This is a genomic window from Enterococcus rivorum, from assembly GCF_001742285.1.
In the GTDB taxonomy this organism is placed as follows: Bacteria; Bacillota; Bacilli; order Lactobacillales; family Enterococcaceae; genus Enterococcus_L; species Enterococcus_L rivorum.
In genome coordinates this window covers 1-14,091 of sequence record NZ_MIEK01000014.1, presented here as the reverse complement: position 1 = coordinate 14,091, position 14,091 = coordinate 1, and the positions used below count along the sequence as shown (strand labels likewise).

Here is a 14,091-nt window from a genome sequence, read left to right as displayed (position 1 = left end):
CACCTAACGTCTTACTTCTTCTTTACGACCATTCAAGTATATTGATAATACCATAATCACAACAAAATAAATGAGAATAATGAAAATCCCTTTACTTTCTGGAAATTTTCCTTCGGCTAGCTGTTTGGCTCCTTCGGCGGCATAAAAAGTAGGTAGCTGATGCGCAACTTTCTGCACAAACGCTGGAAACATGCCGATTGGCCACCAAAGTCCGCTGATAATTGCTATTGGCATCAAAATCATATTGTTTAAAACACTCGCTGTATTAGGATCTTTTACTAAACTGACAATTGTCCCTAATGCCATCACAGGTAAGCAACCGAACAAAATCCACAACCCGCTACTCATCCACTGAATCGCCGTCATCGTTACTCCATTTACGAAACGCCCTAACATAAAAATAACGATAATCAATACACTATTGATAATAAACTGTGTCAAAATCTTGCTAAAATAATAACTACTTTCCGGTAAAGGGGACAACCGGATCAGTTGCTTCACTCCTTGCTTACGATCTTCAATTAACGTCATAGAAAAAGAAAATAACGAACTAATCATCACACTGTAAGTAGACATTTGAATCATGCTATCTTTGTAAAAAATGGCCATGTACTCTTCTGGTACACCCATGTTAAAAACTTTTGTAAAAAGTAAATAAAACCCAACTGGCATCGCCAATGAAAAAAAGACAAAAGGCTTACTCCTAAATAAAGAACGAGTTAAATCTGTTTTAGTTTGGACTAATAAAGCGTTCATTTCTCTTCCTCCTCCATTAATGTATTAAAGACCGTTTCTAAATCCCCAGGGATAACCAGTAAATTCCTAAAATTAAACTTCCCATCAAAAAAGTCAATTAATGTTTCATCACTGTTCCCTGTATAAAGTGTTACTTGCTTCTCCTTTATTTCAACTTCTGAAACAAAAGGTAATTTTAATAATTGTTCCTTCTCGATTTTATCTAGCATTTCAAAAGAAATCTTATTTTGTAGCATCTCTTGTTGGATACTCTTCATCGTCCCATCATGGATGATTTCTCCTTGTTTCATCAGTAAAATCCGGCTAGCAACTTTCTCAATCTCTTCCAGATAATGCGTTGTTAATATAATCGTTTTTCCTTGCTTGGTTAAAGTAGCAATTTTCTCCCAAAAAACTTTGCGACTCGTCACGTCCATTCCCGTTGTAGGTTCATCTAAAAAAAGTACATTTGGTTTTCCGATAATCGAAAGACCAAACGTTAACCGACGCTTTTGTCCACCAGAAAGTTTAGTCGTATAAGTATTCTGTTGCTCTTCTAATCCTGTTAATGAAAGTACTTCTGCTAATGACAGTGTATCTGAATAAAAACTACTAAAAAAAGTAAATAACTCTTGCACCTTAATATTTTCTAATGTTGTACTGTCTTGAAGCATGACACCAATTGCCGCGTTACTTTTTTTGTTGGCTGGATTTTTTCCGAATAATTTAATATCTCCACTTGTCGGACGAATCAAACCCGTCAAACAAGAAATTAATGTTGTTTTCCCCGCACCATTTGGGCCAACGAGCGCGATTACTTCCCCTCTATTAATAGATAGAGAAATGTTATTTAAAATTTTCTTGCCCTTAATGACTTTACTTAATCCCTTCACTTCAATCATCCTTACTTCCTCCTTACTGATATATTTATCATACTAAAGAAAAACCTTTTCCGTTAGAAACGCTTGTCATGACTTCACATGACATTTGTCATATAGAAAAAGTACAGGAAAAAAACTCATTAAGAGTTCTTATCCTGTACTTCAACACAATACTTTGTAATTTTTCATCTTCTATTTTTTATTCAAATCTGTTAATCAATAACACTACTTCTAAAATAAACGCATCTCTTAAAAGCTCTTCCACTCATTGATCGGAAATAGCTGCATTTTAACGATCCCTATAATACTGTCCTTTGAAACCACGCCATATATCCGACTATCGGTGGCATAAGGTCGATTATCTCCTAAAATAAAATAGTAGTCTTTGGGAATTTTTACTATCTTTCCTTCTGCAGAAGGAAAGTTTTCCGTAAAATCTCGACCATTTCGTTGGCTCTCGTTGATTTCATCAACAATAAATTTTTCATCAATTGGTTCATCTTTAACAAACAGATGATCATTTTCATAGCGAATTTGTTCACCCGGCAATCCAATTACCCGTCGAACTTGAATGTCATTCCCATATTTGAATGCAACAAGATCAAAGCGTTTGATATTGTTGTATCGTTGAACTAGAACAACATCATTCTCTCTCAGAGTAGGCATCATTCCGTATCCATTTACATCAACTACCTTAAAAAAGAACTGTGTCGTAACGAAAAACAGGAACAAGCCAAAGATAATTGACAGTGCTAATTCTATTAGTAGGCGTTTGACTTTGGCCTGTTTTTTTCGTTTCAAAAATTTCTGACTTGGTTTATGACTCTTTTTAGTTAAGTGTTTTCTTTTTTTATTAGAGGTAGAGGAATTCGGATGTCTCCTCCGTTCTTTAACAGAGGAAGGTTTTCTATTTTTACGAACTACTTCTTTTCTCGAAGAACTTTTTTGCCTCATTTTTCTTCATTCTTTCTTTTTTTAGTGCCCTATTTCCATATAATGGCTCAAATAATCTATTGCACTGAAAAAATTCCAGTCCATAGCAGCCCTCTAAGGTTGACCCGCCATTATCTTCCAAGTTATCACACCTTGATACTTACCAGTATAGAGCATCGTCGTACCTTTAATCTTCAATTTCAGTCCGTCTGGCTCTTCTGGATTCTCCCAAACATCCGTAATAGCATAACTTCCTGGAATTCCTGAATTACTTCTATAAATTTCTTGCCCATACTCTGTTAATTTTTTTTCTTCATCTTGATAGACATAGCTCAATACATCTTTCAATTCATCGCCTTTTTCATTCGTTAACGGTTTAGTCAATGCCGCTGTAACGCTAAATCCTTTACTAGCATCTGCTCTCGTGTCTGTCACAACTAGCTTTTGATCAAAAGAAGGACTGTCAACCTTTTTATCCTTTGCATCATAAGTCAATGTACCAAAATCGAGTGTTTTCGGCGCGGAAGATAACGTGATTAACCCTTGCAATTTATATTTTACAGAAACTGCTGTAGTATTCATTGCCACGGATGTTTCATTTTCTGGTTTTCCAACTATCTCGTAGCCTGCTCTTTTGATATTTAATAACTGATCGATTACCTCTTGCTCTTTAGTCAAATCAATAGGATCTCCCACAAAACCATTCAGTGTTAAATTGTACCCTGGCAACAAGGTGCCTGCTTCATTCATAAAATCGACACTCAATTTAGCTGGTTCTTTGACGATTTCAATAGGAACTTCTATCTTTACTTCTTTATATTGATTTGCTAAAGAAATAACTGCCTTCGTCTCTCCTAATTTAGAAGTATCCAAACTGACTAATTTGGTCTCTATAGGGTTGGACATTTCATCTTTGACATCCTTAACAAAATCTTCCACCTTTAATTGGTCAAATCTCCGATTGAGGTAAACTTTATGCGGGATTCGTTCAGCTGTTGGTGTTGGGTAAACAATTTTAACTCTTGCAGCCAAAGCATTTGAAACAAATAGACCGTCTCCTTTTACAAACATCTCAACAAAGTGCTCTCCTTCACTCATATTCGAAGTATCAAAGTCCCCTGTAAAATCTACCGCATGATTGGCAACTGGCAAATCCTTGTCCATAACAGTATATTTTTCAGAGTCTCTTCTGGCAAATGCCGTTACGAATTTAAAATCCTCTGTTTGCACCTTTGCTGAAAAGTTAATGGGTTCGCCAGCATAATACATAGGAACTTTACTTTTCTTATCTAAAGTAAAATCAACTAAATTAGGCGGTGGAATGGTCCCTAACTGAATCAACTCCCACCGAGCCGAAGTACTCCCAGACACCCCTTTTTTGTAAGTCAAGGGAGCGCCACTTTTTGAAGAAACAATATAGCCAGGCTCTGCCCAAATTTCATAAACATTTTCCTTCTTACTCCAATCACCAACTGGATAAAGGATATTTTTAAATTTAGTTGGGAGTGCTACATTTTTATTAAAGGATCGAGTTAGAGGAGGATTCTCTGTCCCTTGATCTGAACTTATTAAGATGGTCTTATCTTTAGCATTCCCTATCACATAACCATTAACATCACTGGAATACAAAACAAACCATTGTTGATTACTATTACCTGAATAAGGATACGAAATAATATTTTTGAGTCGACCTATACCACCTTGGATGTCAAAAACGATACTTTGATTTTGAGTCGATAAAAATTCTGATTTAATTGAATAGTAGCCATTAAAGTGCTGAATGGACATTAACTGATTATCTCCCCCATTTCGTTTCCCCAGAATAAGATCGTCTCCACTTGTATGATTACTATTTCCATTTAAAGTTAAAACCAACTTATTCTTTTTATTTATGATATTATAGTGCCCTTCAGCACTTTCAATTTCCCATAAATATTCATCACTAAAATGAGATAAATTATTTACTGAAACTTGTTGTTTCTCAGCTGTAATCTTGCTTCCAGCACTATTCCCAGCTGGTTTTAAAAGAATTTGCTTGTCACTTGAAAGAAAAATAATGTACGCATTAGATTCGGGACGCCATTCAACGCCAAACAATTGATTTCCCATTCCATGTTGTGGATATAGATGTAAATTTTGTTTGATTAGACTAAAATCGACAACTAGGTGTTGATTTTTAGTTAGTTTCGGCTTAATGATATAGAAATCATTGATTATCCCAGGTGCCGGTCCTGCTTTAGGCTTGATCACAGGTTTCTTCGGTTTTGTCGCTGAACTCGACTCAGTTTCCTTTTGACTAGAAATACTACTCTCTGACTCAGTAGGCGTGGAAGTCTCCAACTCAACACCACCGAAATCAGTCGCACTAGTTTCCTGACTTGACTGCTTTGTACTCTCACTTTGATCCGCTAACACAATTGGGGTTCTTTGACAAACAACGAGGCTTACGCCAAATAAGGTCATTAACAAAAAATTTATCAGTGTTTTTTTTACCACTTCATTCACTCCTTAATTTTGTTTCGTTCAAAACAACTCACTTTTTTCTTTGAAAAACTACGTTGAACCATACTAGTCTTCAAAACAGATTCATCTTCATTTCGACTCTCTAAATCTGAATACACCATGAGAAAAAAAGAGTCTCTCCAATATTTTGTATCACTATAATCACCATGAAATAGTGGAGCAAATAAGTAACAGTAATATGTAAATTTCAAAGGCATTTGCTCTATTCTAAAATAAACCAAAATTCACGAAAATTTAAACAACAATTTTCGTGAATTTCTTCTTATGATTATAAATCACGAAAGAGCATTAATTCTATGATGAATCATAGTAACTACTCGGTTTTTAAAAATTAACACCTATGAAACAATCTTTAGCACTATAAACTAGACTAACTTTTCTACGGTTGACCCGCCATTATCTTCCAAGTTATCACACCTTGATACTTACCAGTATGCAGCATTGTCGTGCCTTTAATCTTCAGTTTCAAACCGTCTGCCTCTTTTTTGCTTTTCCATGAATCAGAAATAGTATAACTTCCTGGAACTCCTTCAGTGTTTTTATAAATTTCTTGCTCCTGTTCAGTTAATTTCTTCTCTTCATCTTGATAAACATAACTCAATACATCTTCTAATTTTTGGCCTTTTTCATTCGTTAAAGGTTTGGTCAATGCTGCCGTAACACTAAACCCTTTACTAGCATCTGCTCTCGTATCTGTCACAACTAGCTTTTGATCGAAAGAAGGACTTTCAACCTTTTTGTCTTTTGCATCATAAGTCAATGCACCAAAATCGAGCGTTTTCGGCGCTGAAGTCAAAGTAATTAATCCCTGTAACGTATATTTTACCGAAATAGATGTAGCATTCATTGCCACTGCTGTTTCATTTTCCGGCCTTCCAACGATCTTGTACCCTGCTCTTTTGATATTTAATAACTGATCGATTACCTCTTGCTCTTTAGTCAAATCAATAGGATCTCCAACAAAACCATCCAGTGTTATGCTGTAACCTGGTAGTAAGGTTTCTGCTTCATTCACAAAATCAATCTTTAGTTTCGCTGGCTCTTTAACAATTTCCACAGGAACTTCTATTTCTATTGTTTTGTACTGATTGGTTAAAGAGACTACCGCTTTAGTTTCTCCAACTTTGGAAGTATCTAAACTGACTAATTTGACCTCGATCGGATTCCCAACTTCATCCTTGATATCTTTGACAAAGTCTTCCCCTTTAAATTGGCTCAGTTTGCTATTGCGGTAAATTTTTTGAGGAATCGGTTCAGCTGTTGGCGTTGGGTAAAGAATCTTAACTCTCGCAGCCAAAGAATTTGAATTGAAGAGACCATCACCTTTCGTTAGTAGCTCAATAAAGCGTTCCCCTTCTTTAAAATCTTCTTCTTTTTCCATCTGAAGGGTATCCCATTCGCCAGAAAAGTTAACCTCATTATTCACAACAAAAAGATCTAAATCCATCACCTTATAACGTTCGGAATCGTACCTATAATATGCCGTCATAAATCTAAAATCCGATGTTTTTACCGTAGCTGAATAGTTGATGGTTTCTCCAACATAGTAGGTAGGATTTGTCCCTTGCTTATCTAACCTAAAGTCCGTTAAGTTAGGCGGTGGAATGGTTCCTACCTGATCTAATTCCCATAGCCCCATAGGATTACCATTTACCTTTGACTCGTAGGTGACTAATTGAGGTAAGGAAGGTTTTTTTTCCGAAGCAAACATGTATCCTGGATTGCCCCAAATTTCATAAATATTTTCCCTATTTTTATAATCCTTAACTGAATAGAGGATATGTCTATATTTATACGATAATGAGGCTTTAGGATTAAAGGAACTAGTTATAGGCGATTTACCTGGTCCCTTCTCTGCACTTAACAACATCCTTTTGTCAAAAGCATTCCCTAGAACATAGGCATTCACGTCACTTGAATATAAGACAAACCATTTTTGACTAGCATAACCACCATTTAAGGATGTCATAATATCATTTCCAATACCAAATCCATTATTTATATCAATAACGTTACTTCCAGTGGCTGATAGTCCCTCTGATTTAATTGCGTAATACCCATTAAAACGTGTCATCAGCATTTCTTGATTTTCTCCGGTTGATCGTTTCTCTAAGATTAAATCGTCACCTATAGCATGATTAGACGTCCCTTTCAAAGCTAAAACTAATTGATTCTTTTTATTTATAATTTTGTAGCTGCCATTAACACTTTCTATATCCCACAAATAGTCATCAGTAAAACGAGATAAATTATTTACCGAATTTTTTTGGGTTTCAGATGTAATCTTACTGCCAGCTGTATTCCCAGCTGGTTTCAAAAGGACTTGCTTATCAGCTGAAAGATAAATAATATACGCATTAGACTCTGGACGCCATTCAACCCCAAGCAATTGATTCCCTAAGCTATTTTGCTTACTTAAATTTAAACTTTGTTTCGTTGTATTCAAATCGAGAACAAGATGATCATATCTTGTTAACTTAGGTTTGATAACATAAAACTCACTGATTAAATCTGGTGCTGGACCGGCTTTAGGCTTGATAACAGATTTAGCCGGTTTTGTCGTTGGATTCAACTCTGTTAACCCTTGACTAGATGAACTAGGTTCTTCTGGTTCTGAAACTGATGTACTCTGCGTCTCATCACTTCCTGAATTAGCCTCACTTGTTTTTTTACTTGATTGAATCAAACTTTCGCTTGTTACGTTTTTTTCTGCCAATGCAATGAAAGTTGTTTGACTTGTAAAGAGACTTACGCCAAATAAAGTCATTAACAAAATACTTATTCGTGTTTTTTTCATCAACTCACTCCTTAATCCCCGTCTGGTTCAAAACAACTCACTTTTCTTCCTTAAAGGCTTCTGCATTAACCTTATAGAAATCAAAAACCGACTCTTCGTATCTTTTTACTTTGCCAATATCTGTCAAAAACTCTTCTTCTAGCTTACTATTCCCGTAAAAATTACCCGTATTTGTACTTGCATTCGTTCCTATTTCTTTCAAAGCATTATAGTAACGATTTAGTACCAACTGTCCTTCTTTGGCATTTAACTCACTAGCCGATTTTATGCCATAACTAGCTAAACTTGTTGCTAGATAGCGTAAATTTTGTTGGATTTTTTTTTCGGATTCTCCTTGCTCCTTCGCAAGCTTCACTTGCGTTTCAAAATCTCTTAGTAAATAATAGCCCTTCACAACCGAATTAGAATCTTCAGTAGATAAATTCATAGACTGATAATAGGATACGTAGACTGAACTTAGTCCAATTATCACACTCAGTAGTAAAAAGACCACTATCCCTTTTAGACTCCCCTTTTTTTTCTTTAACAAATGACGACGTCTATTCTTCACTTGTTTATTTCTCTTTTTATTCTTGCTTTTTTTTATCGGCAGCGCTTTAAGCTGTTTATTGTAACGAATAAATTGAATGCTATTGAAACTCAAACTCAGAACGGAAAGGAGTGTCAATACAACGCCACCAATAAAAACCATTTCTAAAATCGACATACATTTTCTCCTATTCCTTACGGTATAACGGATTCCACATTATTTTTTTGATGCTTTCTTTTTAGCGTTCATTCGTACTCTTTTTTTGGCTATTGCTTTCTTCTGTTTATTTTTACGAATCAAATGAATAATCAAAAAGACAATCACAATAACAAATAGAATACCCCCAACTAAAAGAGCGATTAATTTCCAATCTAGTCCTTTTTCTTGGACTAAGCCAACATCTCGTTCGTTAAATTTATCAGCCTCTTCTTGTGTGATCTTGAATCCTTCTGTCCATTCCCATTTCTTATCTCCGGAAGTAACCAGAATCTTAGCAGTATAGTCACCAGATACCATCTGTTCTCCATTCATACTAACTGGAAACCCAATAAAAGAATTAGGAGCCATTCGCATTCCTGCTTGTTTCCGTTCAAACAAAACTGCATTGCTACCTTTTTTCATAATTTGTGTTTCAATGGTCATGTCATTTAAATACGTCGCCAAAACATTAGAAAAATTAACGAAAAGCGTATTGCGATAATTATTCTGTCCTGCATAAACCTTATTAAATTTTAAATCTGGTTTCAATTCCGTCGCTGATTCTTCCAATAAAAAAGCGATGACATAAGCATATTGATTAATAACTTGCGAGCCGCCCCCACTTGTTTCTGGCTGATTTTGCTCTTCTTTCATTAATTGAATACCACCCGCAATCGTACCTTCATAGGCAGTACTAGGCATCGAAATATTCACTTGAACTTTTTTCGTTTCGCCTGGGGCTAGTTCAACTGATTTCGGCATTTCAATCAAATCTTTAAAATCGAATTTCAAGGATGGATCATTTTTTATAGTTGATTCCCCATATTCAATCACACCATTTTGATTGGTTTTAGCGCCATTTTTAGAAATCCCTACCACCAATTTTTCAGTGCTAGGGTTACTTAATTCAAACTGCACTGTTTGTTTCTGGCCAGGCGCCATTTTTAGTTTATAGTATCCCAAATCCTGAGATACTTGATTCTCTGGAAAAGTGAGACTATAGGTAAATCCTGTAATTGTATCTAGATTCTTTGATTTTTCTTCATTTGCATAGGCATTTTCTGAAATATTTAGTCCCAAAAATAAAACAAGTAATGCAATAACAGATAATACTAAACTCTTTTTCTTACTAACTATTTTTTTCATATTAAACCTCACATTTTTTATGTTTTTATGTATGTATGTTAAATTCCTTTAGTTCAGTGAACTCTAAGTAAATAAATCTTATCAGCATACTTTTTTCAAACTATGAATAAATGGTGGTACAGAAGTCACTCCTACAGAGCTAAACTTTCTGTACCAACCTCTATTTAGGCACTCATAATTTGAGTAGACAGCGGTCAAAAATAGTGATTCACTTTATTCTAATCATATGAAAACACTACGTTCTTGACTGTTTCGGAAAATTTCTTATGCCGAAACAACTGTCATCTTCTCTTCTATTAATCCTTATGGCGCAGCAACAATTTTCCATGTCACTTTTGCAGTATAAGTATCAGCAGCCATACTAGATGCTGTCTTTGAAGGAATTTCTAATTGAACAGATTTACCAGTCGTATCTTTATCTTTATCTGCGTCTGATTTACCAAATGCCATAATAAAGCGACCTTTACCTTGTTGTTTTGTTTTATCAGCAGTCACAACTGTCACTGCATTTTCGCCTGCTTTACCCTCTTCAGCTTCCATTAATGAGAAGGCTGTGTTCATTTGGTCTAGTTGTGGCTGATCAGCGTCTGTTGTTCTAACCTCACCATTACTATAATTGATTTGTGCTGCGTTTAATTTTGTTCCACCTTTTCCAGTAAATTGACTTGATAATTCAGCTGTAATAGTGTAACCATAATTTGCACCTGCACGAACATCTGTCCACTGTACAAAATTCCCACGATTCTCTTTTTTTGTTTCTCCATCAAGCTCTCCAGGGATTACTGGGATATCAAATATCACTGGGACAGCATATTGAACTACTTTGTTAGCAGATGTTGCTATTTTCCCAAAGTTCAAACTAGTTGTTTTTTCGATTGACATTGCTCCTGTATTAGGGTTGTTGTCAACTACTTCTGGATCCTTTGGTACTTCAGTTGATGGATCTTCTGGATCAAGCGGTGTTTTGTCACCAGACTGTCCTTCTGTTACTTCTACAGTACCTGTAGAGTTTAATTGTTTAGCTAGCTCTGGATTATTTTCTGCTGCTTCCTCAGCAAAAGATACTGCTGGCATAGCCGTTCCTACTGTTAGTGCGGCTAATAAAGCCCATGATGCAAATGTTGTTTTCTTCATTTTGTGTTTCCTCCTGTAGTATAATTTATATATTTGATCACTTGAGTTGCCTCAAAGGTATCACTAATTAAGGTAAGTCCCCTAGTATCCACGTGAACGTTGTTTCATAGGTTACTGGATGAATCTTCGTTTTTTTGGGAATTCTAATGCTAATTGCTTCATTTCTATAGATTGGTTTCCCATCTTCTTCATCAACAACAGCATTGCCCTCTAAATCTAACTCTGGTTTTAAAGTGTTCTCTTGATGATCTTCGTTGGTCGCCGAAGCGCCAAAAACAATCAACCAAGTGCCATTCTGACCTTTTTCTTTTTCTAGATGAGCGATATTATAGGTTTGATCGAAATTTTGAAAAGCAATGGTATCACGTGTCACCGTTGGCAATTCTCTCTCCCCAATACTGTTCACCCAAATTTTGTCTAGAGAAAAAGTCGCTCCATTCAATTCCTGCTCTTCTTTCTTTGGAATGCTTGAATTCTTAAATTGGCTATTTTGTTTCACTTGCAGTGTCCAACTACCTGCAGCTTCTCGATTGTCTGTAATCTGAACATGGCTTCCACGAACGGCATCACTATTTAAGAAGCGTTGGGAATTTAAATAATAGAGCAAATCTCCTTCTTTTGGATTCAAAGAGACTTTCCCGAAATTCCAATCTGAAACAGAGTCAATTCGCAATGCTCCCTCTGTTGAATGTGAATTCTCTGGTATTAGCTCTTCTTGAGGATGCTCTGGATCAACAATGGCTGTTTTTGGACTTTTTTCAACAGTAACTGTGCCAGTACTTCCAAGGTCATTTGCATTGACCTCTACATTAAAACTTCCGAAAAAAGTCAGCATACCAGCAGCTACAAACAATTTTTGCTTGTTTATATTCACTATTGTTCCCCCTTTCTTTTCTTAATAACGAATAGAATCAGAAACAATAAGAATAAAGCAAGCCCTATAAAGCCATAATTGCCAAGTAGCTCCCCTGCTTTTGGTAATTTACCTCTAGGCTTTTCACTTGGAATTGCGGAAGAACTAGACTCGCTGGATGCTTCTGGCGTACTTGAAGAAGAACTACTAGAAACATCTGTTGATTGTGAAGGCTCTTCAAACGTGATACCTATCCGATTGTCTACTTGTCCTCCTTCAGCAGCTTTAGTAACTGTCATTGAGGCTAAAGAAAAATAGGCTATCAGACATACAGCAAATAAATAACCTTTTTTTTTCATAAATTCCTTCTCTCCTCCTTTTGATTTACTTTCTTTTTTTGTAACAATTGTTTAAAATAATAATTAGATAAAGCTTTTTTTAATTCAGTTTCTAATATACAATATCTTTAAAATATAGTTATTATATCATCCCGAACACTTATTGATTTTCTAGTATTAGTCTATTATCAGGCTAATCTAAAGGAACTCTTTATGTACATCTGAATAGTACTAACTTTAAAGAAAAAAACGATATTAATTGTTATTTATAATAAATTACAACTTTTCTTTATCATTAATATCTAGTTATTATATCAGGTAAAACACGAATTGTGTTTTCCAACTTTAGTCTATCGTTAGACTAGTATATGAAAGGACATGCTTATGTATAAAAAAATGTTATCAACCTCAAAACAAAAAGAACTGTTAGTACTCTATTCCATTATTCAAAAAAAACAAACACTTCATTCTCTATCTATTAACTTAAATATTCCAAAACACACCGTAAAAAATTACATTCAAAATTTAAATTATGAGATAGAACAATCCTTTACTTCGTCTATCTTTATTGAATCAAATAAAAAAGGAGAATATTGGATTCCAAATAAATACTCTGAAAAAAAGATTTTGGTTTTTCATGAACTTAAATTAGATCATTTAAAAAAGTCTTCTTACTTTCAATTACTTGTACTTTTGACAACCAACTTCCAAGTCTCCTCTAAAGAAGTTACTGAAAAATTATTTATCACCTCTTCTTATTTAACGCGGATTACTAAAACATTGAATAAAGAATTGGTTGCCTATGGGTTCCAAATTACTAACTCGAAAACGTATCTTTCCCTAACTGGAGACGAATTCTCCATTCGCCTTTTCAGCTTTATTTTTTTAAACAATAGTTTTCAATTATTAGAATGGCCCTTTGAACAAATAACCAAAGAAGAACTGGCACCTATACTGCCAAAAGAGACTATTGCTGATTCAACAATAGCTACAAATTCAGTATATTTTTGGTTTGCGATAGTCCATACACGTGTCCAACACCAGGCGTTTCTTCCTAACCCTGACATTGCTACAGCCGATGCTTTAAACTTAATTAAAGAAAACTATCATTTACTAAATGATTTCAATTATCATATTTTTTCAGATATTGAAAAAAGTTATTTAGCTAACGAAAGTTTATATTTTATTTTTGCGTCACTTTTTATCCTTTCAGATATTGTTCCATATCAGCAGATGGTTCATTTGGGCACCCTTTTTTCAAAACAAAATTTCTTAGCTAGCGAATTTTCTAAACTGCTAATTGATGCAACAAAAATAAAATTTAACCGAACTTTTACCGATGAAACAGAATCTCTTTTTATCTATTTTTTCACGATTATGTACTTAGCTTTTCAATTACTAAATTCTAAAAGCCACCTATTCTTTGAATTATATTTCCCAAGAGTCAGCTATATTGTTCCTAAAGACAACCCTAAAAGAGCGAATATCGAAGAATTTTTTGATGTTTTTTTAAATGACTTTTTTCAAATAAACCTTGAGGAAGAAAAAGAGGCTTTTGTTTTTAAAGAAATATTTTACACCTTAATTTACAGATTATTACTAATGGGTAAAAAAGTAGAAGTCTTCATTTATTTACGAATATCAAAAGATATCACCGGAAATGCCTACTTCAAAAACAAGATTTCTCAGATTTTTAATCCTGAAGTGGTTTTGATTACCGATAATATTGAAGAAGCGAATCTAATTGTTGCAGACACGTTCGAGTTTTCAAAGACAAATAAAAGTGTATTTGTTTTAGGCTCCTCAAAAAAATACGAGCAATGGGTAGATTTGACTCAAATTATCCAAAAAATGATTTTAAAAAAATTATTTTCCAAAGAAGATTTAGACTAATTTTTCTTACAAACATGACTAACTTTTTTATATGTTTGATTTGTCAAATTAAGCTGGACAAATGCTTATCATTTACGTAACTCAAAAATACCTCTAATGGTGTCTGATACTTTAATGATTTTCTTGGTATA

11 protein-coding genes are annotated in these 14,091 nt (G+C 34.6%); 1 reads left to right on the top strand and 10 read right to left on the bottom strand.

Going from position 1 to position 14,091, the window contains the following annotated elements; translation table 11 throughout:
- Window positions 1-3 precede the first annotated feature (3 nt).
- From BCR26_RS06520 to BCR26_RS06475, 10 genes are all read right to left on the bottom strand, one after another.
- A complete protein-coding gene (locus BCR26_RS06520; RefSeq protein ID WP_069698177.1) occupies window positions 4-756 on the bottom strand; it encodes an ABC transporter permease in 753 nt (250 codons plus the stop codon).
- Complete coding sequence (locus BCR26_RS06515; RefSeq protein WP_069698176.1) at window positions 753-1,637, bottom strand: ABC transporter ATP-binding protein; 885 nt, start codon at window positions 1,635-1,637, stop codon at window positions 753-755. Before BCR26_RS06515 ends, BCR26_RS06520 begins: the two co-directional genes overlap by 4 nt.
- A gap of 228 nt (window positions 1,638-1,865) precedes the next feature.
- On the bottom strand, window positions 1,866-2,417 hold the full coding sequence (gene lepB / locus BCR26_RS06510) for a signal peptidase I (protein ID WP_245676922.1): 552 nt from the start codon (window positions 2,415-2,417) through the stop codon (window positions 1,866-1,868).
- A gap of 246 nt (window positions 2,418-2,663) precedes the next feature.
- Window positions 2,664-5,045, bottom strand: a complete 2,382-nt coding sequence (locus BCR26_RS06505; RefSeq protein WP_069698174.1) for an RICIN domain-containing protein — start codon at window positions 5,043-5,045, stop codon at window positions 2,664-2,666.
- 406 nt (window positions 5,046-5,451) lie between these two features.
- The gene (locus tag BCR26_RS06500; protein ID WP_069698173.1) at window positions 5,452-7,869 is read right to left on the bottom strand and encodes an RICIN domain-containing protein; all 2,418 of its coding nucleotides are present in this window, start codon (window positions 7,867-7,869) and stop codon (window positions 5,452-5,454) included.
- A gap of 37 nt (window positions 7,870-7,906) precedes the next feature.
- Window positions 7,907-8,575: a hypothetical protein gene (locus BCR26_RS06495; protein WP_069698172.1), complete on the bottom strand. Its 669-nt coding sequence runs from the start codon at window positions 8,573-8,575 to the stop codon at window positions 7,907-7,909.
- 39 nt (window positions 8,576-8,614) lie between these two features.
- The gene (locus tag BCR26_RS06490) at window positions 8,615-9,742 is read right to left on the bottom strand and encodes a WxLIP family cell surface protein (protein ID WP_069698171.1); all 1,128 of its coding nucleotides are present in this window, start codon (window positions 9,740-9,742) and stop codon (window positions 8,615-8,617) included.
- Between the two features lie 303 nt (window positions 9,743-10,045).
- Window positions 10,046-10,876 (bottom strand): WxL domain-containing protein, encoded by an 831-nt coding sequence (locus BCR26_RS06485; protein WP_069698170.1) that lies wholly within the window; start codon window positions 10,874-10,876, stop codon window positions 10,046-10,048.
- Between the two features lie 67 nt (window positions 10,877-10,943).
- Entirely contained in the window at window positions 10,944-11,750 is an 807-nt protein-coding gene (locus BCR26_RS06480) for a WxL domain-containing protein (RefSeq protein WP_084387046.1), read from the bottom strand.
- Window positions 11,750-12,088, bottom strand: coding sequence for an EF2685/EF0750 family sortase-dependent surface protein (locus BCR26_RS06475; protein ID WP_069698169.1), 339 nt, complete (start codon window positions 12,086-12,088; stop codon window positions 11,750-11,752). The genes BCR26_RS06480 and BCR26_RS06475 overlap by 1 nt, the downstream gene beginning before the upstream one ends.
- A gap of 363 nt (window positions 12,089-12,451) precedes the next feature.
- Between BCR26_RS06475 and BCR26_RS06470 the strand changes: the two genes are divergently transcribed.
- A complete protein-coding gene (locus BCR26_RS06470; RefSeq protein ID WP_069698168.1) occupies window positions 12,452-13,960 on the top strand; it encodes a helix-turn-helix domain-containing protein in 1,509 nt (502 codons plus the stop codon).
- The last annotated feature ends 131 nt before the right edge of the window (window positions 13,961-14,091 follow it).